Consider the following 21,873-nt stretch of genomic DNA (forward strand, 5'->3'; position numbering starts at 1 on the left):
CCTATTTCGGGCGCACTGGTTTCACCTCAGGCCGAAAGGTGAGGAAAAGACGTGAAAAGTGGGGCGACCGCCACCGATCGCCCCACTGCGCATCAGTATGTCACCTGGCGAGCTTCCACAGGAAGTTATTGTTCTTCACGGGGGCGACAACATTCTTCGTCCACACCGTCTTGACATTGCAGGGCGCGACGATGGTGGTCTTCTTGACGGTGAACTTGCGCGCTTCCTTGTACTGCTGGAGTCGCCTGGTCTGCCCGGCGGGGACATCGGCGCGATAGGACCACGAGTCGGTCTTCGACCAGCTCTTGCCGACCTGGACGCCCAGCGAGACGCTGGCCTTCGCGAAGATCGCCCCGGCCTCCGCGGTCGTGGTCCCGGTCAGCGAGGCGTTGGTCTCGGAGGTCGCGCTCTTGGTGTAGGTGATCGCGCCGGGGCCGGTGAGGTAGTCGCTGCGCAGGTTGGTCGCCTTCCAGTCCTTCTCACCGTTGGAGATCGAGTAGTAGACCTGCCCCACCTCCGGACAGGCCGCGAAGGCCTGTGCGCCAAGGCCGACGGCGGCGGGAACGATCGTGGCGGTGAATGCGAGGGCAGTGGAGGTCACCGCGGTCCTGAATCGCATTAGCTCTCCTGATGTCATTCACACCAAGGCCCCTACAGGGGGCGGGGCCTCGGTTCCCCAAGTGAGCAAGAGCGTAAGCAGCGCCCAACAGCACAACCATATTGACATTATTCGAAGCACATGTATCGACGGATTCTGATCGACCAAGGAAACGCAGTGCCATCACGCGATCACGGAGTGAGATGACAAAACGCTGCTCCATTTGCGAAAGTCCCAGCTCAAGGACGCATCAAGTCGGACAGTCAAACGCGCGGAACACTTGCCTTTCACATTTTTGACTCTTCGCCCCGGAACGAACCGACGCCTTGACGACTACCGAGAACTGGGCGCATACTCGGTAGTCGAACCGGACGGGGAGGTCGCCATGACGGTCACCGAGGAGACCCGCCAGCTGATGGACCTGTTCGAGCAGGTCGAGGACATCGAAGAGGTGGCGGAGTCGCTGCCGCTGGACGACCACCGGCGCAAGAAGCTCGTCGACGTCGCCGACCGCATCCTGGCGCAGGTGCCACCGGTCCGACCGGTCGTCGCAGGGGCGCTGCTGGACATGACCGACAAGACCGTGCGCGCGTGGGCGCACGAGGGCGTGCTGACGGTGCTCAGCACGGAACCGAGGATGCTGCTTGACCCGGCGCGGCTGCACGAGGTGCTGCACCTGGTGACCGACCTGCGCAGAGCGGGCAAGACAAGAGGACTGCTGGACGAGGTCTACCGGCGGCTCAGCGACCTGGCGCTGCTCGATCGCGAGGACCTGACGGAGAGCATCGACCAGATGCACCGCGGCGAGGGCAGAGTGGTCCGCCAGGCGGAGGCGGACGGCTGAGGCGTACCGGGTGAGGGTCACCGAAACCACGCTCGCCGGGTCCCAGGCCGCCGGACTGCGCGGCCCGGCCCGCAAGGCGTACGAGACGTTCCTGGACGACCTGGCCAACCGGGGCTGCGCGGCGCTTGGCTACCGCGTCACCGGCCCTGAGCCGTTGCCCCATCTGTGCGTGAAGCACCTGCGGGGCAACGACCGCGTCGTGGTGGCCTTCGAGAACCGGTCGTCGGTGTGGGTGCTGCTGGTCGGCCCGCACGAGGACGGCGACCCCGGCCGCAACGTCTACGACCGGCTCTACGAGCTGGCGGGTGTGACCCCGCCGCCGAGCTGGAAGCGCACGCGTCCGACGTGCTGCTCGGAAACCGGTGAGGCCCCGCTCACCAGCCCCGAGGTCGTCGACGACCTGGTGCTGCGGGCTCGCGCCGTGGGGCGCAAGCACCGCAACCAGTTCCGCCGCTGACTAGTAGTCCATCGGCCTACCGGGCACGTGGATGCCGAAGGTCCACTCGTAGCCCTCCAGGTCGAGCACCCGGCAGCGGTAGTTCCACTCCGCCTGCTCCGGCTTCCACACCTCGGTGGCCCCACCGGCGATCGCCGTCGCGAACACGGCGTCGACCGCCTCCTTCGACGGCAGGCTGACGTAGAGGCCGTGCCCGGTGGTCGGACCGCGCAGTTCGGAGCGGTCGTACCCGGCGCCGTCGTCGCTGAAGACGATGATCGCGACGTCCTCACGGCGCAGCTCGGCATGAGCCACGCCGCCCTTGCCATCGGGGAACTCGACGGTGGTCTCGAAGCCAAAAGCCCTTTCCAGCCAACGAAGTGCCGCGTTGGCGTCGCGGTAGCTGAGGTAGGTGTGCAGCGTTGCGAGGTGTGTCGCCTGGGTCATGGGGCGACCCTGGCAGCCATTTAGGTCAGCCAGTGTCCTCAGGCCGCGTCCTCAGGAGTAGTAGTCGGCGACGGCGGCTTTCGCTTCTTCGAAGAGCGCCGGGCCTTCCTTGGGGACCACGGGGAAGTCGCCACCGGACTTGATGCCCAGCAGCTGCTCCGTCGACAGCGCGAACACCACGCGGCCCAGTCCGGAGCGAGCGATCGCGCCCTCGCACATGCCGCACGGCTGGCAACTCGTGTACATGGTCGTGCCCGCAGCGGTCGCCGCGTCCAGCTCGCGAGCCGCCCACCTGGCCAGCTTCAGCTCCGGGTGCGCGGTGATGTCGGAGTCGGTGATCGAGCTGTTGCGCTCCTCGATCAGCACGTCACCGTTCGGTCCGACCAGCAGCGAACCGAAGGGCGGGTTGCCGTTTTCCTTCGCCTCGTGGGCGAGTCCGATGGCGCGGCGGAGAAGTTCTTCGGTCACTGGAGGTCCTTCCTGAGGTCGGCGACGGTGGCCAGCGCCTTCCAGGCGGCTTCGGGGCGCAGCGTCTCCTGGGGGTCGCCGTTGAACGGGTCGAGCAGCAGGGATTCGGCGCCCAGCGCTCGAAGCTCCGCGATGTCCTCCGCGATCTGGTCGAGGGTTCCTTCGCCCGCAAGGCGATCCTCGCCGAGCACCGGCTTGTCCGTCAGCCGCAACGCGATCCTGGGCGCCAGCGCGGGGGCTCCTGTCTCGGGCAGCTTCGCCACCGCCGCACGCATCCAGGCCGGGGTGAACCGCAGCATGTGCCAGGCGTCGCCGAAACGCATCGCCCGGCGCAGCGCGGCGTCGCTGTTGCCGCCCACCCAGATCGGGATTCGCTTGGAGCCGTAGTCGTTCTCGTCCTGCCAGACCTCGCGCAGCGTCTGGAGGGCTTCGTCGGTCAGCCGACCGCGCCGCTCGAACGGAACGCCGAGCGCCGCGAACTCCTCGCGCGCCCAGCCGACTCCGACGCCGAGGATGAAGCGTCCTCCGCTCAGCTCGTTGAGGTTCGACGACATGCGCGCCAGCACCAACGGGTGGCGGTACGGCGCGACCACCACCGTCGTGCCGAGGCGGATGCGGTCGGTGATCCCGGCGAGCCAGGACAGCGTCGTGAACGGCTCGTAGAACGGCGCCGGGTACTGCTCCGCCACGTCGGGGGTCACCGCGACGTGGTCGGACATCATCAGCAGGTCGAAGCCAAGACCCTCGACGGTCTGGGCCCACGCCCGCAGCGTCGCGGGGTCCGTCCCTGGGCCGAAGTTCGGCACGTTCACACCGATTTCCACAGCTCAAGCGTAGGAAGCGAGGCTCGGCGAGTGAAGGGATTCATCACGGCGTTAAGCGCGTAACGCCGTGGATCTCGCGGTATTTTCAGCCTATGACCGAGACTCTCGATCCGACCGACTGGGAGATCCTCGTCGAGCTCCAGCGCGACGGCCGACTCCCGCTCACCGAGCTCGGCCGCCGCGTGAACCTCAGCGCGTCCGCCACCACCGAGCGCGTGAAGCGCCTGGAGGCCGCAGGGGTCATCAGCGGCTACCGCGCCACCGTCGACCTGACCAAGGTCGGCTACCCCGTGCTCGCCGTCGTGCGGCTCAAGTACCCCGGAAACCGGCACCAACCGCTGCACCAGATGCTCAGCGAGCGCACCGAGATCCTTGAGTGCCTGCGCACCACCGGCGACGACTGCTACACCCTCAAGGTCGCCGCTGGCTCCATGGAGCACCTGGAGAAGATCATCGACAGCCTGGCGCACTTCGGCAGTACTACGACCAATGTGGTGTACAGCCAGACACTGCCCTATCGCGGCCCTCAGCGACCGTCCTGACCGCTTCCTCCGCCCGCGCCGCCAGGCTCCGCCGGTCTTGCCCAGCCGTCTCGATCAGCGGCAGCACGTGGACCTCGATCTCCAAGCCCCGCAAGGCAACCGTGCGCTGCAACGCCGTCAGGAACGTTTCTTCGCCGAGGAACGCCGTCGCCGTCGTCGGCCTACCGCCCACCACGAAGCGCAGCGCCAGCGGCCGCACCGGCACCCCCGCGTCGATCGCCGCCTGGAACGCCGCCGGCTTGTAGTGCCCCGACTCGCGGCCGCACCACGTCGTCCCCTCCGGGAACACGCTCACCGCCGCTCCGCTCCGCAGCACCCGTGCCAGTTCCTCAACCGTCGCTGGCAACGCGGAGAGCTTCGCCCGGTCCACGAACACCGTTCCCGCCCGCTTCGCGAGCGCTCCGATCACCGGCCAGTCCCGCACTTCCCCCTTGGCCAACGCGCGAGCCGGTCGCACCGCGTTCACCGCCACGATGTCCATCCACGACGTGTGGTTCCCCACCACCAGCACGCCACCGCGCTCCTCGGCTTCGCCCAGGACTTTCAGCTTCGCCCCCACCGCCCTGAGCACCGCCCGGAACCACCACCTGCGGCCTCCCACCAGGCACAACGGCGCCGCCAGCACCACCGCCGCGAGCCCCACCACCCGCAGCGCCTGCCTCAGCGGCGCCACCGTGTTCTCGTCCTGTAGGCATCCCACTCCGCAGGGCGACTGCGGCATCCAGGCATGCGCCGTCATACCCCCACTGTGGCGCCCGCCCCTGAACCCCAGCTGACACCCACATGTCCACCCGGCTCAGTTCTCCACAACTACTTCCCGCGCACGGATGAGCGCCTGCCGCTTCTCCTCGATCTCCTCAGCAGTGAGCGCCCCATGCTCCGCCTCCGCCGCCGCAATCAACTCGTCGAGCTTCGCCCGCTCCGTCACCAGTTCTGGGGAATTGTTTTCCACTCCACGCACCTCCTACCCGTTCTAGCGCCGTCACGGTGTCACCCAACCGCTCGCCTGGCACATCTCACAGGGGTCGTCATCGCGCTCCGGACCGTAGTCCCCGTCGCCATCGCAATCAGCGCACACGTGCTTCTCGGTAAACATGTCGGTCACCATCAGCGCGTGGTGTCACCGGCCGAGCTGCCCGCCGAGCCACAGAACATAGAGGCAGCGGCACGCGCTACCCGATGGGCTGCCAGTCCACGATCGTCGGCCGCTGATGGGTGCGCAGGAACTCGACCAGCGCTCCTTCGAGCTGGCTCAAGGTGATCTCACAACGCGCCGGGAACTCCATCTCGGCGTAGACCGGGCCGTCCTCGGGACCGTCGCCCAGAGTCACCCACGAACCCGCACCATCCGCGTAGAAGATCGCCCCGACCGGACCTTGATCACGGCGGCGCACACCGAACCGGAGGTCATGATCCGGATGGTCGTGAGGAGCGACGCGAGGCCGCGCGAGGTGAACCGCGGCGGCGTCCAGTCCTCCCTCGGTCTCAAGACGGTGCAGCATCACCGGGATGTCGGCCGGGTCGTCGATCTCCACCCGGGTCGTGGTCCAGGCACCGGTGTGCCGGGTCTGCCACGCAACGTTGATGGTCATCTCTGTTCGACCCCTTGGTAGGTGTACCGGCTGCCATCTTCCACCAGCACCGTCAACGACGAACCGGGCGGGAGGAACAGCGGAAGCAGCGTGTCGCAGGACTGGCCACCTGGCACAACGGGCTCACAGGGCGACCGGTCGATCGCGATCGTCTCGTGCAGTGGGCCAGCCCCCGCTGGTCGACGTTTGACCATCGCGCGCATTCTGACCGCAAACTGCAACTCAATGTGCCTGGCCATCATCCATATCCCGGCTGGCGGAGCATGTCCACGCTCACGCGCCCAATCCTGTGTGGGACCGAACCACGGGCCAGGCCCACTGGACAGGTCGTGCACCGAGCCGTCGGACGCCACCCACTTCCCGAGCGCGCGGGCTCCCGGTACCCCTGGAGTCAACACAGCACGAGCGCTTTCGAGAATTCGTGCACGCTCAGCAGGAGTCACCGAGTCCGCAGTTCTCGCATCTGTAGAAGCCACGTCGGAAAGAGCACGACCACCGAGACCCACGATCCACGCCTCGACTCGGACTGGCACTTGAAGCATGAGTTGCCGTAATGCGTGCAGATCGTCCTTCGCGGCCTCGAACGTGGCGTGCACCTCTTCAATCGCAGAGTCGCGCCCACCCTGGGTGGCGTGCTGCCAATGAATGGCGGCCGCGTCAATCGCGTCCTCAACGACATCGACCAGCCCAACGGGCAGCATGGCGACGGCCGCACGAGCGGCTGCGACTACCTCGCTGCGGATGGACACGTCTCAACCATGCCGCCGGTCGCCCGGCATCAGGCCGATTTTATTGGCGTCCACTCGATGGAGCAACGAAAGGGGTGGCTCCCTGATCAGCGAGCCACCCCTGCTCAAGCTGCGGAAGTGGAGGGATTTGAACCCCCGGACCCGTGAAGGTCTCCCGCTTTCAAGGCGGGTGCATTCGGCCGCTCTGCCACACTTCCCTGGTCGTGCACGGGCAGCCTAACGCGCGCCGTCAAGATCAGTTGCGTTGGCCGCGCAGGTGCTCGTCGACGCGCTCGAAGACGCTGGCCAGGACGGCCTGCTCCTCGTCGGTGATGAGGTCGATGAGGTGGGTGCGGACGCCGTCGAGGTGAGTGGGAGCGGCGGTGTTGAGGACCTCAGCACCCTTGTCGGTGAGCTCGGCGAAGACGCCCCTGCCGTCGCTGGGGCACTCGGTCCGGATGACGAGCCCGGCCTGTTCCATCCTGGTGACCTGGTGGGAGAGGCGGCTCTTGGAGGAGGCCATCTCACCGGCGAGCACGCTCATCCGCATCCGCGCGCCGGGCTGCTCGGAGAGCCGGACGAGGATCTCGTAGTCGGCGAGCGCGAGGCCGTGGTTGTCCTGGAGCTCCCGGTGCAGCCGGTATGACAGCATCTGGGAACCGACGATGTAGGCGCGCCACGCGCGCATCTCCTTGTCGTCCAGCCAACGGGGCTCGGTGTCGGTAATCCGCGTCACACCGTCAAGGCTATGCGTACCCACCCGGTATCTGCCCTTCATCACGATGTAACCGTTTGACCTGGTGCCAGCGGGTGCCAGCGGGCACACTCCACGCCCGTGCGCCCCCGCAGGCGCCTGGAGGAGGACGCAAGTATGACCACGACCACCCGGCGCGGCCGCGCGCTCGCGATCGTCGCGCTCGCCGCCGCAGCACTGGTGGCCGGCACGAGCGGGACCGCTGCCGCCACCCCGCGCGGCTGGACGAGCGACGTTCGGCTGATCGCCTTCAACGACTTCCACGGCAACCTGGAGCCGCCGTCCGGCTCCTCGGGCCGGATCACCCTCTCCGACGGCAAGACCGTCGACGCCGGTGGGGCGGCCTACCTCGCCACCCATCTGAAGAACCTGCGCAGCCAGGCGCGCGACTCGATCCTGTTGTCCGCGGGCGACAACATCGGCGGCTCGCCCGCGGTGTCCGCCCTGTTCCACGACGAGCCGACCATCGAGTTCCTGAACTCGTTGGACGTCAAGGCTTCGGCGATCGGCAACCACGAGCTGGACGAGGGCTACGAGGAGCTGAAGCGGATGATCCGCGGCGGCTGCCACCCCAAGGACGGTTGCCAGTTCCGCAAGTCCTTCAAGGGCGCCAAGTTCCCGATGCTGGCCGCCAACATGACCTTCGAGAAGACCGGCGTGCCCGCGCTGATGCCGTTCTCGATCGAGTTCTCCGGGCTGATGCCGATCGGGATCATCGGCGTCCCGCTGAAGGACCTGCCGACCGTCGTCTCCGCCGAGGCCGTCAAGGGCCTGAAGTTCGAGGACGAGGTCAAGGCGATCGACCGGACCGCGAACCTGCTGGACCGCCTCGGGGTGAAGGCCCAGGTCGTGCTGCTGCACCAGGGTGACAACACCGAGGGTGGCGGCCCGAACGACTGCAAGACCACGCCGGGCCCCGCGCGGGACATCGCGCAGCGCGCCTCGGCCAAGGTCGACGCGATCTTCACCGGGCACAGCCACCAGCAGTACGTGTGCTCCATCAACGACCCGTCCGGCAAGCCGCGCCCGGTGCTCCAGGGCGCCTCGTTCGGCCGCATCCTGTCCGTGGTGGACGCCAAGATCGACTGGTGGACCCGCGACATCATCCGGTCGACGGTGAAGCCGTTCAACCAGGTCGTGACCCGCGACGTGCCCGAGGACAGGGCGACCAAGGCACTGGTCGAGGAGGCCAAGACCAAGGCCGCCCCGATCGCCGGGCGCAAGATCGGCACGATCAGCGCCGACATCATGCGGGCCGCTGCGCCCTCCGGCGAGTCGCAGCTGGGCAACATGATCGCGGACGCGCAGCTGGAGTCCACCAAGAGCGCGGGCGCGCAGATCGCGCTGATGAACCCGGGTGGCGTGCGCGCCGACCTGGTGTTCAAGGGACCGGAGGGCGACGGTGTCGTCACCTACGGCGAGGCGTACACGGTGCAGCCGTTCGCCAACATCCTGCAGACGGTCTCGCTGACCGGAGCGCAGATCAAGACCGTGCTGGAGCAGCAGTTCCAGACCGGCCCGGACGGTGCGGCGATCATGCGCATCCTCCAGCCGTCCAGCACTCTGAAGTACACCTGGACCGCCTCCGCGCCGAAGGGCTCGAGGATCTCCGGGATCACCGTGGCCGGTCAGCCGGTGCAGGACAGCACCAAGTACCGGGTGACGGTGAACAACTTCCTCCAGGGCGGCGGTGACGGCTTCACCGAGCTGTCCAAGGGCACCGAGCTCACCGGCGGTGCGATCGACCTGGACTCGTTCATCGACTACCTGGCGAAGAACCCCAACGCGGCTCCCCCGGCGACCGACCGGATCACCGCGAAGTAAGCAGCACCAGAAAGGGCGCCCTGAAGCTCTCAGGGCGCCCTTTTGCTGTGTTCGGAAGGAGTTTCTACGCCCGAGCCCCCGGCCACGGTCCGATCGGCGTGTCAGCGACCTCGATCGTCTCCTCCTCGACGCGGAAGACCTCGAAGCCGCGCGCCTTGTAGTTGGCCAGCGCGGAAGGGCCGTCCAGCGAGCACGTGTGCACCCACACGCGCTTGGTCGGCTCAAGCTGCGGCCAGCGCTGCGCGAGGTTCCACGCGCGCACCCCGGCCTCGTGCAGCATGTGCCCGCCGAGCCCGCGCCCGACGAAGCCCGGCAGCAGGCCGAAGCAAGTGATCTCCACCTGGTCGTTCGGCTGCGCCTCAAGCTCGACGTACCCCGCCGGAGTGCCGCGCGAGTACAGCACCCAGGTCTCGACGCCGGGCCGCTCCAACCACTCCGACCAGCGCTGGTGGTTCCACCCCAGGCGGTCCGTCCAGTGCCAGTCCCCGCCAACGGCGGTGTAGAGGAAGCGGCTGAACTCCGGGCTGGGCACGTCCACCCGCACCAGGTCGACCGGCTCGGCGGGCGGTTTCGCTTGACGGAGGCCGTCAAGGTCGGTCTGCTCAAGGGACCACGTGGTCACCACCTGCGCGCTCATCCGATCACGTCCACCCAGACGGCGTGGTGGTCGGAGGCGTCGTTCAGGCGGGCGAGCGGCGAATGGCTCGGCTCCCAGAACACCCCGGCGCGCACGGGGATCAGCGGCAGCGACGGCAGCACGTAGTCGATGCGCAGGTTGCCGGGGGTCTTGTCGTTGAAGTCGCCGGTGTCCTGCCACGACGGCCCGCGCTGGCCCTTGTTCGCCCCGCCCTGCACGAGCGCGGCCTCGACGGCGCCGATGCTGTGCGGCTTGGGGTCGATCACCTTGTGCGCCTTGAGGAGCAGCTGCGCGGGCAGGTCCGCGCTCTCACCGTCGACGGGGTCGGCGTTCTGGTCACCAGCGAAGACGAACGGCCCACCGGTGAGCCCGCCGCGCTTGCCGGCGTCGTCGTAGATGTAGCCGCCCTTGCCCGGGTTGACGTAGTCGGCCCAGAAGCGGATCTCGTCGTGGTTGCGCTTGCCGTTGCGGTCCTCGGGGCCGTCGAAGGTGGGCGGGGTCGAGTGCGAGACCAGGAAGTGCACCTCCTTGCGGCCGACCTGGACGGGCACGTCCCAGTGCGACTTCGACGACAGCCGCAGGATGTCCTGCGCCTGCTTGGAGTAGAAGTCCCTGGGCAGCTTCGAGCCCGGCATGTCGGCCCAGCGGAACTTCTGGAAGGTCCGGACCGCAGCGGTGTCGATCGGGTGCTTGGAGAGCACCACCATCCCGTACTGCCCGGGGAACAACCCGAAGCCGTACGCGTCGTCTCCGCCGCCGACCTTGCCGTCGTTGTTGAGGTCGATGCCGGTCGGGACGCCGGTGTTGACGGGCGCGGTGTAGGAGTAGCGGTACTCGATCGGCTGCGCGCCCTGCTGGCCGACTTCGAGGTAGTTGCGGCGGAACGCGTCCACGGCACGATTGCCCGAGACGTAGTCGAACTCGTTGAGCAGCAGCACATCCGGGCGAACGCGCTGCACGACCTCGGCGACCTTGCGCGCCTGCGAATCGTCCTTAGTGGACAGATTCGCGAGAAGTTCACCCTCGGTCGCGCGGTTCAGCGACGCGTTGAAGGTAGCGAAGCGCGTGGTGAGCTTGTTCTCGGCGGCGACGGCTGTCGGAGCGGCTATGACCACCACGGCGAGCGCGGCGGCGAGACTGCGACGGAACAACGTTCGAACTCCTCAGGACTCCCGCACCACACTGGTGCGGTCCAGCTGGGCAGGGTTGGCGTAACCGGAGAGCGCGAGCATCAGGTCGAACTCGGCGAGCAGGCAGCGCATGGCGTGCTCGACACCACGCCGTCCCGCGACACCGAGTCCGTAGACCCAGTGCCTGCCAACGAGAACGGCTGACGCGCCGAGCGAGAGCGCGACCATCACGTCAGCGCCGCAACGGATTCCGGAATCGAAGAGCACCGGAACCTTGCCGGGCAGGGCGCCGACGACCTCGGGAAGGCAGTCCAGCGCGGCGCGCGCACCGTCGACCTGGCGACCGCCGTGGTTGGACACGATGATCCCGTCGGCGCCGGCGTCGATGACCGCGCGCGCGTCCTCGGCGTGGCAGATCCCTTTGACCACAACGGGAAGCTTGGTCCAGGACTTCAGCTTCGCGAGGTCGGCGAAGGTCAGCGCGGGGTTGCCGAACTGCCGGGACCACTCGTCGATCGCGGCGCGCATGGCGTCCTCGCCGGACTCCGGCGGCTCGGGCAGTCCTGCGCGGAACACCGGATCGGTGAGGTAGTTGCCGATGCCCTGTCCACTGTGGAACGGCAGGTTGCGGTAGCCGAGATCGCGCGGGCGCCAGGACACCGCGCTGGTGTCCACGGTCAGCACGATCGCCTCGTACCCGGCGCGTTCCGCCCGCGTCACAAGGGATTTCGCGAGTTCGTCGGTGCGCGGCCAGTACAGCTGGAACCAGCGGCGGCCCTCCGGCTCAGCGTTGGCGATCTTCTCAAGCGGCGTTGTCGACGCCGTGGACACGACGTGCACGAGCCCGAGCGCGGCTGCCGCGGCGGCGGGGGCGAGTTCCGCGTCGTCATGCACGATGCTGTTGAGCCCGACCGGGGCGAGCAGCACGGGCGCGGCCATCGGGGTGCCGAAGAGCGTGGTGGACAGGTCGCGCTCGGAGACGTCGCGCAGCATCCGGGGGACGAGCCGCCAGCGGTCGAAGGCACCGGGGTTGGCGCGCGCGGTGCGCTCGGTTCCGGCTGCTCCGGCGACGAAGGCGAACGCCTGGGCCGACATCGCGTTCTCCGCCGCACGCTCCATGCCGTCGTAGGTGATCGGCAGACCCTCGCCGGTGTCGCCGTAGATCTCCTGTTGGTAGTCCCCGAAGTGGCCCACCGGGGTATGTCTACCCGCCGCGTCGGGTGGGGGGAAGGCGGTTCGCATATCTTCGACTGCGCTCGCAGCACATCACGTGGAGGCAGCCGTGCGGTTCAACGAGGACGCCGATCTGGACGTCTCACAGGTGGAGGACCTCCGCGACTCCGGCGGTGGCGGGGTCGGCGGACGGGTCGCCATCGGCGGTGGTGGGCTCGGCATCGTCGGACTGGTGCTCTACTTCCTGTTCTCGCAGTTCGGCGGCGGTGCCGGCCTGCCAGCGGTGCCCGGTTTCGGGCTGGAGCAGGTGGAGCGCGGCGGGCGCGTGGACAACGCCAGGCTGGCCGAGGAGTGCCGGACCGGGGCGGACGCCAACGCCAAGGAGGACTGCGCGCTGGTGGCGGTGATCAACTCGATCCAGGGCTACTGGAAGCAGCAGTTCGCCGAGTCCGGGCGGACCTACCAGGCGGTGCCGACCAACTTCTTCCGCGGCGGCGTCAACACCCGCTGCGGCAGCGCGACCTCCGACGTCGGGCCGTTCTACTGCCCCGCCGACTCCGAGGTCTACATCGACCTGGGCTTCTTCACCGAGCTGCGGCAGAAGTTCGGCGCACAGGGCGGGCCGTTCACGCACGCGTACGTGCTGGCGCACGAGTACGGGCACCACGTGCAGAACCTGCTGGGCACCTCGCGCCAGGTGCGCGGGAGCGCGACCGGGCCGACGTCCGGCTCAGTGCGCTTGGAACTGCAGGCCGACTGCTACGCGGGCGCGTGGGCCAAGCACGCGACGACCACGCCGACCAGCTCGGGCAAGCCGTTGATCACGCAGGTCACGCAGAAGGACATCGACGGCGCGCTGGACGCGGCGGCCCGCATCGGTGACGACTTCATCCAGTCGCAGCTCGGCGGGCGGAAGGTCGACCCGAGCCAGTTCAGCCACGGCAGCTCGCAGCAGCGGCAGAAGTGGTTCACCACCGGGCTGCGCACCGGCAACCCGAACTCCTGCGACACCTTCCGCACCAACGACCTCGGCTGACGCTGACGCACCACGGCCCCGGGTGCGGGACCCGGGGCCGTGGTGACGAGCTGTCAGGCGGTGATGTGGTCGTGCGAGTGCTTGTTGTCCAGCTTCAGGCTGGGCGCCGAGCGCAGCGCGGCGAGCCTGGCGTTCTTGCGGACAGCGCGCGACGGGACGCCGTTGACGTCCTCGGTGCTGGTCGCGTACGCGCCGACCGACCAGGCGATGGCACCGGAGTTCCGGTTCAGCGCGGCCTGGTTGACGTTGCCGAGGTTGTCGCACGCCTGGTGGTAGCACTTGTCGTAGGCGACACCCGCCTGGCCGCCCCACTTCTCGGCCTGCGCGGCGGTCATGATGCCCTCGGCGCCGGTGAACAGGCCACCGGCCGGGATGCCGACCTTGATGAACTCGCCGTAGTCCGAGCGACCGGAGAAGTCCGTGCCCTCACTGGGAACGCCGCGCTTGGCGAAGTAGTCGACGAAGGTCTTCTCGATCTGGGCCGAGCCGTACGGGCCGGGGCCCGCGCCCGTCTTGTCCGAGTCGTCGCCGTCGTAGACGAAGTACGCCGCGTTCGGCGAGCCGACCATGTCGAAGTTCAGGTAGAGCGCGATGTCCAGCTGCTGCTCGAAGGTCAGGCCCTGGACGTACTTGGTCGAGCCGACCAGGCCCAGCTCCTCAGCGCCCCACCAGGCGAAGCGGACCGCGTTCTTGACCTTGGCCGTGCCGCCGAGCTGCAACGCGGTCTCCAGCAGCGCCGCCGAGCCCGTGCCGTTGTCGTTGATGCCCGCGCCGCCGTCGACGCTGTCCAGGTGCGCGCCCGCCATCACGACGTTGTCGACGCGACCGGTGCGGGTCTGGGCGATGATGTTGCGGCTGGGCCGGGCCTCGATGTGCACGCGCAGGTCGATCGTGGTGGCAGCGCCCGCCTTGGCCGCGAGCGCGGTGCCCTCGGCCTTGGTCACGCCGCCGGTCGGCACCTTCGCGCTGGCCGCGTCGCCGAGCGTCCAGCCCTCCGGCCCGGTGTCGCTGTTGTCCGAGATGATCACGGCCTTGGCGCCGAGGCTCGCCGCGTTGAGCTGCTTCTGCGCGAAGGAGCACGAGCCCCTGCGGATCAGCACGACCGCGCCGCTGACCGGGAGGCCGGCGAAGTCGCTGGTCTCGCAGCCGGGGCTGCCGTCCTCTGGCACGACCACCAGCGGTCCGGAGATGCCGCCGACCGCCGTGTTCGGCGAGAACTCCAGCGGGTCGGCCGCGGCCTTCACGCCGCCCGCGTCCACCGTGCCCGCGTCGATGATCTCGTGGTCGTAGGTGAAGGTCGGCGTGGTGACGTCGAAGCCCGCCGCCCGGAGCTTGCCCGCCACGTAGTCGATGCTGGCGTCGTAGCCCTTGGTGCCCGCCGCGCGGGAGCCGCCGTTGGAGTCGGCGATGCGCTGGAGCGCGCGCAGGTGGCGGTGCACGTTGTCGACGGTGACCTTGCGGTCGAGCTGCTTGGCGAGCGCCGGACCGTCGATCTCACCGCCGGGGGCCGCGGGGCCGGGGATCGCGCCCGCCGACGCGGAGCTGATAGCCAGCCCCGCGCACACCGCGGTCGCGAGCAGGGATGTTCGGAGAGCCGTACGGGGTGAACGCATGCGTGCTCCTGAATTAGTTCCGCCCAATGGCGACACCCTCGTCGGCACGTCCTTGCTGTTCAAGGGGTTATCCGGCCGTCCGGACTAGGCCAGGCGGCGGTATCGGCACGGCCGACCTCGCGCAAGGGGTTCGTCTCGTTCGGGTAACCGTCCTGTCCCGACTCGGGTGGGGTGATCGTCGCTGCGCCGAGCCCGGGTACCGGCCGTTTGCCGATAGCGTCGGCGCATGCAGGCGATCGTGATCCGTGAACCAGGTGGTCCCGAGGTGCTCAGGTGGGCGCCCTTGCCCGACCCGAAGCCGGGCAAGGGCGAGGTGCTCATCGAGGTGACCGCGACAGCGGTCAACCGCGCCGACCTGTTGCAGCGCAAGGGTTTCTACCCTCCGCCGCCCGGAGCGTCGAAGGTGCTCGGACTGGAGTGCTCCGGCACGGTCCTGGCCGTCGGCCCCGAGGTCAGCGGCTGGAAGCCCGGCAACCAGGTGTGCGCGCTGCTCGCCGGCGGCGGTTACGCCGAACGGGTTGTGGTGCCCGCCGCGCAGCTGCTCCCGGTGCCGCAGGGCGTGGACCTGGTGACCGCGGCGGGCCTGCCCGAGGTGGCCTGCACCGTCTGGTCGAACCTGGTGATGAACGCCGGGCTGACCGAGGGCGAGACGCTGCTCGTGCACGGCGGCGCCGGCGGGATCGGCACGTTCGCCGTGCAGGTCGGCCGCGCGCTCGGCGCGAAGGTCGCCGTCACCGCGGGCACCGACACCGGCCTTGAGCGCTGCCGCGAACTCGGCGCGGAGATCGCCGTCAACTACCGCACCGAGGACTTCGTCGAGGTCGTGCGCAAGGCGACCGGCGACCGCGGCGCCGACGTCGTGCTCGACAACATGGGCGCCGCGTACTTCGAGCGCAACGTCGAGGTGCTCGCGCAGGACGGCCGCCTCGTCGTGATCGGCCTGCAGGGCGGGGTGAAGTCCGAGCTCAACCTCGGCACCCTGCTCACCAAGCGCGCCACCGTGTCCGCGACCGCGTTGCGCAGCCGCCCCGTCGACGGCCGCAACGGCAAGGGCGAGATCGTCGCCCAGGTCCGCAAGCACCTGTGGCCGCTGATCGCCAACGGCACCGTGAAGCCCGTCGTGCACACCACGCTGCCCGTCAAGTCCGCTGGCGACGCCCACCGCATCCTCGAAGCGGGCGGCGTCATCGGCAAGATCATCCTCGCGGTCCGCTCCTCCTGACGCCAACGCCGTCGAACTCCCGTTTCGTACTCATAACGGCCGTCACCCCGCTATGAGTACGAAACGGGAGTTTCTCCACAGCGCCTACCCACACCCTCGCGCACTCTGTGGACAACTCCGACACGTCGTGAGGGTCCCCGCCCAGGGGGTCCCCCTGTTTCCAGTGTTCAGGACCATGTGGTCAGCGCGAAAGCAGCTTTCCCCAACCTGTGGACAACTACCCTCGTTGTGGACAACTCCCCCGCACCTGCTCCCCACTCCACCCGCGAGGCCCTCAATGACCCCTCCAGGTACTTGAGCGCACCAAACGACCCGTTCAGCGCCCTCAACGCACCAAACGGGTCGTTCAGGGCCTCAACGCACTGAAGGGGTCGTTCAGGGCTCCGTGAGCGCCTGAATGACTCGTTCATGTGGTTGAGCGTGCTGAACGAGTCATTCAGTGCGTTCAACTTGGTGAACGAGTCGTTCAGCACGTCCGCCACCGGCTGCCACCCGCCGGGCGCGGTGTCAGGAGGGGGCGAGGGTGGAGATGGCCAGGCGGGTGCCGGAGGGGTCGGAACGGGTGATGAGGTCGTACTCGTCCTGCCAGCGGGCGGCCACGGTCAGCTCGCCGGGGCGGTCGACGTCGTCGAGCACGAGGGTGGCGCCGGGCGCCATGGCCCAGCGCAGCGTGGGCAGCGCGGGGTAGCGGATCATCGACTGGCCGGGGTCGGTGCTGGGCGGGCCGTCGACGATCAGCATGTCCACCAGGCCGTACTGGTCGACGTAGGCGGCGACGGCCGGGGAGACGACCTCGGTGGAGTACCACCGCATGCCGTTGGCGTTCTCGGCGAGCGGGGCGTGCACGACCTTGGCGACGCCGTGCAGGCCCTCGCGGCGCAACTGCGTCTCGGCGTAGGTGGTCCAGCGCTCGTCGTTGTCGATGGACAGCAGGCGCCCGTACCCGCGCCGGGCGAGCAGCCGCGCGAGCACGATGGTCGACGGGCCGGTGCCGCACTCGACGAGCACGGTGCGCCCGCCGAGCAGGACCTCGTCGAGCAGCGCGGTGAGGCCGGTGGGGCGCAACGTCGCGGTCGCGGAGAACGGCAGGTACTCCGTGAGCAGCGGCCCCAGGCGCATCCACGCGTTGAGGTCCGCCATCGCGCGGCGCAGCGACTCGTCCAACCCGGCCTCCAGCTCCTGGGTCAGCGCAGCTCGGCGATGGCGCGCACGAGCTGGTCGACCTCGACGGTGTTCGTGTAGTGCGCGAGGCCGACGCGCACGGCGCCACCGACCTCGCCGACGCCGAGCGCGGCGAACACGCCGTTCTGGCCGTTGTCGGAGAAGGCGCAGATGCCGCGTTCGGCGAGGTGCTCGACGGCGGCCCACGCCTTGGTGCCGGCGATGGTGAACGCCACGGAGGGGATTCGGCGCATGGCATCGCCTATGACCATCACGTGGCGCAGCGCGCGCAGTTCGTTGATGAGGCTGGCCATCAGGCCCGCCTGGTAGGCCTTGACCGAGCCGAGCGAGGTCAGCAGCCGCTCGCGACGCGGGCCGATCGCGGCGTCGTCCAGGGTCGCGAGGTAGTCCACGGAAGCCACGACGCCCGCGAGCAGCGGATAGGCGTGCGGGCCGAGCTCAAGGCGCTCCGGACCGCGCGCCCCCGGGTCCAGCGAGCACGAGGCCAGCCGGTCGAGCAGGCTCGCGTCGCGGAACACCAGCGCTCCGACCGGCGGACCGCCCCACGCCGATGCGGAGACGGCGACGATGTCGGCGCCCATCGCGGTCATGTCGAGCGGGAGGAACGGGGCGGCGGCGGAGGCGTCGACCACCACGAGCGCGCCAGCCGCACGCGCGTAGTCGGCGATCTTGCGCACGTCCGGGCGGGTGCCGACGGCGCCGGAGGCGGCGGTGATCGCCACCACCTTGGTGCGGGAGCTGACCAGGTCGCCGTACTGCCACGCGGGCAGCTCGCAGGTCTCGATGTCGACCTCGCCCCAGCGGACCGTGCAGCCGGAGCGCTGTGCGGCGCGCTGCCACGGCAGGACGTTGCCGGGGTGGTCCAGGCGGGAGACGACGACCTCGTCGCCGAGCAGCCAGCCCTGGCCGACCGCGTCGGCGAGGCGTTCCAGCAGCACCGCCGAGCTGGGCCCGAGCACGACCCCGGACGGATCGGCTCCGACCAGGTCGGCGAAGGCGCGGCGAGCGGCCTCGACGATCGCCTCCGCCCGTTGGGAGGCAGGGAAAATTCCCCCAGGACCGGAGACGGGGGCGCGCAACGCCGTCGACACCGCCGTCGCAACCCCTTCAGGGACTTGCATACCGGCAGGTGTGTCCAGGTGCACCCAACCGTCGCCCAGTGCGGGGAAGAGCCCACGGACTTGAGCGACGTCGAACGCCATGCGACACACCGTACGGAGGATGTCCAGTCCCGTGGTCGGCGGGTAGGCGACGTCACGCAGCAGAGTCGGACGGTTACCACGGCCGGGTCGCATCGCGGTGGCCGCTCGGGCCAGGATGGTGGCATGACTCAGCCCAGCGACAACGACGGCGAGCAGCGGGTCGTGGTCATCGGACCGGACGGCACCCCGATGGGCGCGCTGCCGACCGGAGGTTTCGGCCAGAACGGCGAGGACGCCGACGGCTCGCACGAGGTGACCGACCTCGTCGAACAGCCAGCCAAGGTGATGCGGATCGGCACCATGATCAAGCAGCTGCTGGAGGAGGTGCGCGCCGCTCCCCTCGACGACGCCAGCCGCAGCAGGCTCAAGGAGATCCACCGTTCCTCCATCAAGGAGCTGGAGCAGGGCCTCGCCCCGGAGCTGCGCGAGGAGCTGGAGCGGCTGACCCTGCCGTTCGAGGAGGGCTCGACGCCGTCGGACGCGGAGCTGCGGATCGCCCAGGCCCAGTTGGTCGGCTGGCTGGAGGGGCTCTTCCACGGCATCCAGACCGCCCTGTTCGCGCAGCAGATGGCCGCGCGGGTGCAGCTGGAGCAGATGCGCAGGGGCGCGCTGCCGCCCGGCCTCGGCGGCGGGGACGGCGACCAGGGCGGCCCGAAGATCAGCGGGACCGGCCAGTACCTCTGACTGCTCCGTTCGGCGGAGCCACAACCTAGTTGAAAATGGTTATCGTTCTCTCTGGATTCCTTCCAGAGAGGCGATAGCCATGCGTTCCCTTCCCCTCGCAGCCGCGTTGCTCAGCACGGTCGCACTCGCCAGCCCCGCACTCGCCAGCCCCGCGCTCGCCAGCCCCGCGCAGGCGGACCCGGGCCAGGCCCGGCTGCTCGTCGCCGACCCCGCCGCGAGCACGGTGCACGTGCTCGACGCCCGCACCGGGCGGATCACCGGATCGCTGCCCGGCCGCAAGCTCAACGACCACGCGGGAACCGTCGTCCTCGCCGACGGGCGCGTGCTCTTCGTGGACGACGCGGCCAAGCAGCTCGTCGTGGTCAACGTCGCGGGCGCCGAGCCGCGCGTCGTCGGCACCGCCCCCGTCGAGGGCGAGGTCTCGCACTTCGCCGTGGACGCCGCAGCGCGCTTCGCCGTCGTGGCGGGCAGCGAAGGCCACGAGCACGAGTCCGGACACGCGGAGCACGCCGGGCACGCCACGCTCACGGCGGTCGACCTGAGGACCTTCAAGTCCGGGCACGGCGTCGTCCACAGTGGAGAGCCGGGCGTACTTGTCGACGGCGGCACGGTCCTGCACCGCAACGACGCGCCCGCGCAGCTGGAGAGCTACCGCCTGACGGACGTCGTCAAGGCCAACGGCGAGCACTTGACGGGCGCCGTCAAGCAGGCGATCGGCGAGCACGGGCACGGCGAGGCGTTCTCGCCGAAGCACCGGCGCGCGATCACCGCGACCGAGCGCGGCGTGGACCTGACCGAGGTGACCCGCGACGGCGGCTTCGGCGCGCAGCGCGTCGCGGCGTGGGGTGGCCCCGGGCGCGGGTTCTACCTCCGCCTGCACGACGACGCGGACACCGCCGTGACGTACGTGCGGGACAACGCCGACCCCGACTGGACGAAGTGGACGGAGCACGCGTACCTGCTCGACGTGCGCAGCGGGAAGACGACGCGCACACCGTTGGGCAGCGGCTACGTGTTCCGCTTCGGGCTCTCCGACGAGCTGGCCGGGTACGTGGTGCACGGCGCGGCGCGCGACGAGCTGGCCCTGGTCGACGTCAACGGGCGCAACGGCGGCTTCGGTGAGCTGACGCGTCGAGTCGATCTAGGTGTCCTGCCCGGCGGCCCACAGGCCGGGAAAGATCCCTTCGCCGCCCAGACGAGGAAGATCGCGCTGGACGACAGGGGCAGGACGGCCTACCTGACCGCCGGCGGCCAGGGCCGGGTCGACGTCGTGGACACCGCGGCAGGCCGCGTCAGCAGGTCACTGGCAGTGCCGACGACACTCGACCGGGGCGGCGCGATCGCGATCTGGGAGCCAGGGGTGGCGCACGCGGACACGGTCGGTCGCTAGCGCGGGCGGGCGCGCGTTCCGCCGTCCGTGGGACGCGCGTCTTTTCCACCCGACTGGGAATGTGCCGGAGAAGCGCGAAATCGCCGTGGGTTGCACACTGGGGGACACAGTTGTTGTCCCTGACTCCCAATTCGGAGGAGCCCCCTGTGAATGCGCTCCGTGGCAGCAGAATCGGTGGCGTGAGCTACGAGGCCGACACCGACAAGGACCTGGCCCCGCGCCAGGTGACCCGGTTCGCCTGCCCTCGCGGCCACGAGTTCGGCGTCATCTTCGCCGTCGACGCCGAGCCGCAGGACACCTGGATCTGCCGAAAGCACGGGGTCACGGCGGTGATCGTGGACGGCAAGCCGGCCGAGCAGCAGGCGAAGCCGGGTCGCACCCCGTGGGACATGCTGCGCGAGCGGCGGACGATCAGCGATCTCGAAGAGCTGCTTGACGAGCGGTTGGCCCTGCTGCGCCAGCGACGTGAACTCGAGAACGAAGTGACCTAGCCGAAAAACGCACTACCGCCCTTTGTGGGCGCCTATTTATGCAATCGATTGACCACATCAGGGCGCCCCGACGGCGAGCGCGTGGACGAGCCTGCGCCGCCGCCCAAGATCAAGAACGACGTCGATCCAGCACCCCAGCGGTCGGCACCGGAGACCGTGCGCGGTGGCGCGCAGCCAGGCCCGGTGCACCGCCATGCCGGCAAGCACGTGCGTGCGCAGCGCCTGCTCCGCGGTCGGCTCCACCTCGCCCAGCACGAGCAGCAGTGCTCCGCTGTCCGCCACCTCCGGTTGTCCGCAGGAGCGCGCGGCCAGCGCGGCGGCCAGTTCGGGGTGATCAGCGGGCTCGACCAGCACGGCCTCGACGCCGTTCGTCGCGGCCAGCACCTCGTCCGCGATGTCCTGGGGCACGCGGCCCGACACCGGCCATGGTGCGCTGTGCCTGGCAAGGACCTCGCGAGCTCCGACCGGCGCGCTCTTCGGCAGCGAGATCGGCGTGAGACCTGCCAGCTCCGCCAGCGCGGCGTCGATGAGGGGTGTCCCGGGCGCGGACAGCTCAGGCATCTGTCCAATGTGGACTGATCCGGTCATCGCCAGCGGGTACTCGGCGCGCGAGGCGGGTGCGACCCCGCCGACGACCACCTCAGCCCCGGCGAACCCGGCGAGCGCGTGCCCGAGGTCCAGCAACAGCACCGGCAGCGAGCGCGGACCGTAGCGCCAGGTCGTGCGCGACGGCACCAGCGAGAGGACGACGCCGTTGCCAGCGCCTTCACGCGGCTCGGCCAAGGCGTGGGTGAACGGGTCGTAGGTCCACGCGACGTCGTCGACGACCACGTGCGCTTCGACCGGGTAGCGCCCGCCGGCCGAGGGCACACGGCGCAGCCGAACGCCGCCGAGCTTGCGAGCGGGGTCCGCGGCGAGCGCCAGGTCGAGCAGTCCGCCGATGCCGTCATCGGGCCAGCGCGGCAGCGGAACCGGCTCCCCCGCCCAGGTCCGGCGTGCGGGTGGACGCAGCTCGGGCACGGTGGGCCCGGGGTCTGCGCCAGCCCACGCAGCGTT

The 21,873-nt window shown here is 69.4% G+C and carries 25 protein-coding genes and 1 tRNA gene; 9 read left to right on the plus strand and 17 right to left on the minus strand.

Going from position 1 to position 21,873, the window contains the following annotated elements; translation table 11 throughout:
* Positions 1-100: 100 nt before the first annotated feature.
* The gene (locus CCN37_RS12130) at positions 101-619 is read right to left on the minus strand and encodes a hypothetical protein (RefSeq protein WP_086820838.1); all 519 of its coding nucleotides are present in this window, start codon (positions 617-619) and stop codon (positions 101-103) included.
* Positions 620-983: 364 nt separating this feature from the next.
* Here CCN37_RS12130 and CCN37_RS12135 point away from each other — a divergent pair, with 364 nt between their 5' ends.
* Complete coding sequence (locus CCN37_RS12135; protein ID WP_086820839.1) at positions 984-1,442, plus strand: hypothetical protein; 459 nt, start codon at positions 984-986, stop codon at positions 1,440-1,442.
* 10 nt (positions 1,443-1,452) lie between these two features.
* Entirely contained in the window at positions 1,453-1,899 is a 447-nt protein-coding gene (locus CCN37_RS12140) for a hypothetical protein (RefSeq protein WP_086820840.1), read from the plus strand.
* Here CCN37_RS12140 and CCN37_RS12145 read toward each other — a convergent pair whose 3' ends face one another.
* The 3 genes from CCN37_RS12145 to CCN37_RS12155 are packed head-to-tail and all read right to left on the minus strand — an operon-like array spanning position 1,900 to position 3,617.
* Positions 1,900-2,325, minus strand: a complete 426-nt coding sequence (locus CCN37_RS12145) for a VOC family protein (RefSeq protein ID WP_086820841.1) — start codon at positions 2,323-2,325, stop codon at positions 1,900-1,902.
* Between the two features lie 51 nt (positions 2,326-2,376).
* Complete coding sequence (locus CCN37_RS12150) at positions 2,377-2,793, minus strand: nucleoside deaminase (RefSeq protein WP_086820842.1); 417 nt, start codon at positions 2,791-2,793, stop codon at positions 2,377-2,379.
* Entirely contained in the window at positions 2,790-3,617 is an 828-nt protein-coding gene (locus CCN37_RS12155) for an LLM class flavin-dependent oxidoreductase (RefSeq protein ID WP_086820843.1), read from the minus strand. The genes CCN37_RS12150 and CCN37_RS12155 overlap by 4 nt, the downstream gene beginning before the upstream one ends.
* A gap of 92 nt (positions 3,618-3,709) precedes the next feature.
* Between CCN37_RS12155 and CCN37_RS12160 the strand changes: the two genes are divergently transcribed.
* On the plus strand, positions 3,710-4,159 hold the full coding sequence (locus CCN37_RS12160) for an Lrp/AsnC family transcriptional regulator (protein WP_086820844.1): 450 nt from the start codon (positions 3,710-3,712) through the stop codon (positions 4,157-4,159).
* Here the strand turns inward: CCN37_RS12160 and CCN37_RS12165 are convergent.
* The 6 genes from CCN37_RS12165 to CCN37_RS12185 form a co-directional block, all read right to left on the minus strand.
* Positions 4,098-4,898: a 1-acyl-sn-glycerol-3-phosphate acyltransferase gene (locus CCN37_RS12165; RefSeq protein WP_143261572.1), complete on the minus strand. Its 801-nt coding sequence runs from the start codon at positions 4,896-4,898 to the stop codon at positions 4,098-4,100. The two genes, CCN37_RS12160 and CCN37_RS12165, sit on opposite strands and share 62 nt — an antisense overlap.
* Positions 4,899-4,955: 57 nt before the next feature.
* Entirely contained in the window at positions 4,956-5,111 is a 156-nt protein-coding gene (locus CCN37_RS39790) for a hypothetical protein (protein ID WP_168200642.1), read from the minus strand.
* A gap of 220 nt (positions 5,112-5,331) precedes the next feature.
* Positions 5,332-5,751, minus strand: coding sequence for an Imm1 family immunity protein (locus tag CCN37_RS12170; RefSeq protein ID WP_086820846.1), 420 nt, complete (start codon positions 5,749-5,751; stop codon positions 5,332-5,334).
* Positions 5,748-6,500, minus strand: a complete 753-nt coding sequence (locus CCN37_RS12175; protein ID WP_086820847.1) for a DddA-like double-stranded DNA deaminase toxin — start codon at positions 6,498-6,500, stop codon at positions 5,748-5,750. Before CCN37_RS12175 ends, CCN37_RS12170 begins: the two co-directional genes overlap by 4 nt.
* 112 nt (positions 6,501-6,612) lie before the next feature.
* Positions 6,613-6,697, minus strand: a tRNA-Ser gene (locus CCN37_RS12180).
* A 38-nt stretch (positions 6,698-6,735) separates the two neighbouring features.
* Positions 6,736-7,167, minus strand: a complete 432-nt coding sequence (locus CCN37_RS12185) for a MarR family winged helix-turn-helix transcriptional regulator (protein WP_371504055.1) — start codon at positions 7,165-7,167, stop codon at positions 6,736-6,738.
* Between the two features lie 183 nt (positions 7,168-7,350).
* Here CCN37_RS12185 and CCN37_RS12190 point away from each other — a divergent pair, with 183 nt between their 5' ends.
* Positions 7,351-9,057: a bifunctional UDP-sugar hydrolase/5'-nucleotidase gene (locus CCN37_RS12190; protein ID WP_086820849.1), complete on the plus strand. Its 1,707-nt coding sequence runs from the start codon at positions 7,351-7,353 to the stop codon at positions 9,055-9,057.
* Between the two features lie 64 nt (positions 9,058-9,121).
* On the opposite strand, the gene CCN37_RS12195 is transcribed toward CCN37_RS12190, so the two are convergent.
* The 3 genes from CCN37_RS12195 to CCN37_RS12205 are packed head-to-tail and all read right to left on the minus strand — an operon-like array spanning position 9,122 to position 12,018.
* A complete protein-coding gene (locus CCN37_RS12195; protein WP_086820850.1) occupies positions 9,122-9,694 on the minus strand; it encodes a GNAT family N-acetyltransferase in 573 nt (190 codons plus the stop codon).
* Entirely contained in the window at positions 9,691-10,845 is a 1,155-nt protein-coding gene (locus CCN37_RS12200) for an endonuclease/exonuclease/phosphatase family protein (protein ID WP_086820851.1), read from the minus strand. The genes CCN37_RS12195 and CCN37_RS12200 overlap by 4 nt, the downstream gene beginning before the upstream one ends.
* 12 nt (positions 10,846-10,857) lie before the next feature.
* Entirely contained in the window at positions 10,858-12,018 is a 1,161-nt protein-coding gene (locus tag CCN37_RS12205) for an alpha-hydroxy-acid oxidizing protein (protein WP_210407984.1), read from the minus strand.
* An 88-nt stretch (positions 12,019-12,106) separates the two neighbouring features.
* On the opposite strand from CCN37_RS12205, the gene CCN37_RS12210 reads away from it, so the two are divergent.
* The gene (locus tag CCN37_RS12210) at positions 12,107-13,033 is read left to right on the plus strand and encodes a neutral zinc metallopeptidase (RefSeq protein WP_086820853.1); all 927 of its coding nucleotides are present in this window, start codon (positions 12,107-12,109) and stop codon (positions 13,031-13,033) included.
* 53 nt (positions 13,034-13,086) lie between these two features.
* Here the strand turns inward: CCN37_RS12210 and CCN37_RS12215 are convergent, their stop codons facing one another.
* Positions 13,087-14,646, minus strand: coding sequence for a M28 family metallopeptidase (locus CCN37_RS12215; protein WP_086820854.1), 1,560 nt, complete (start codon positions 14,644-14,646; stop codon positions 13,087-13,089).
* 226 nt (positions 14,647-14,872) lie between these two features.
* Here CCN37_RS12215 and CCN37_RS12220 point away from each other — a divergent pair, with 226 nt between their 5' ends.
* Positions 14,873-15,868 carry an NAD(P)H-quinone oxidoreductase gene (locus tag CCN37_RS12220; protein ID WP_086820855.1) on the plus strand — a complete coding sequence of 332 codons (996 nt, stop codon included), beginning with the start codon at positions 14,873-14,875 and terminating at the stop codon, positions 15,866-15,868.
* A 507-nt stretch (positions 15,869-16,375) separates the two neighbouring features.
* Here CCN37_RS12220 and CCN37_RS12225 read toward each other — a convergent pair.
* Both CCN37_RS12225 and CCN37_RS12230 read right to left on the minus strand, forming a co-directional pair.
* Complete coding sequence (locus tag CCN37_RS12225; RefSeq protein ID WP_086820856.1) at positions 16,376-17,032, minus strand: class I SAM-dependent methyltransferase; 657 nt, start codon at positions 17,030-17,032, stop codon at positions 16,376-16,378.
* Between the two features lie 20 nt (positions 17,033-17,052).
* The gene (locus CCN37_RS12230) at positions 17,053-18,252 is read right to left on the minus strand and encodes a cysteine desulfurase-like protein (protein ID WP_086820857.1); all 1,200 of its coding nucleotides are present in this window, start codon (positions 18,250-18,252) and stop codon (positions 17,053-17,055) included.
* 123 nt (positions 18,253-18,375) lie between these two features.
* On the opposite strand from CCN37_RS12230, the gene CCN37_RS12235 reads away from it, so the two are divergent.
* From CCN37_RS12235 to CCN37_RS12245, 3 genes are all read left to right on the plus strand, one after another.
* Entirely contained in the window at positions 18,376-18,936 is a 561-nt protein-coding gene (locus CCN37_RS12235; RefSeq protein ID WP_086820858.1) for a bacterial proteasome activator family protein, read from the plus strand.
* Positions 18,937-19,015: 79 nt separating this feature from the next.
* Positions 19,016-20,326 (plus strand): YncE family protein, encoded by a 1,311-nt coding sequence (locus CCN37_RS12240; RefSeq protein WP_086820859.1) that lies wholly within the window; start codon positions 19,016-19,018, stop codon positions 20,324-20,326.
* A 146-nt stretch (positions 20,327-20,472) separates the two neighbouring features.
* On the plus strand, positions 20,473-20,817 hold the full coding sequence (locus tag CCN37_RS12245) for an RNA polymerase-binding protein RbpA (protein ID WP_246842968.1): 345 nt from the start codon (positions 20,473-20,475) through the stop codon (positions 20,815-20,817).
* 57 nt (positions 20,818-20,874) lie between these two features.
* On the opposite strand, the gene CCN37_RS12250 is transcribed toward CCN37_RS12245, so the two are convergent.
* A complete protein-coding gene (locus CCN37_RS12250) occupies positions 20,875-21,837 on the minus strand; it encodes a hypothetical protein (RefSeq protein WP_086820861.1) in 963 nt (320 codons plus the stop codon).
* Positions 21,838-21,873 lie beyond the last annotated feature (36 nt).

The sequence above is a fragment of the Allokutzneria sp. NRRL B-24872 genome (assembly GCF_002155965.1).
In the GTDB taxonomy this organism is placed as follows: Bacteria; Actinomycetota; Actinomycetes; order Mycobacteriales; family Pseudonocardiaceae; genus Allokutzneria.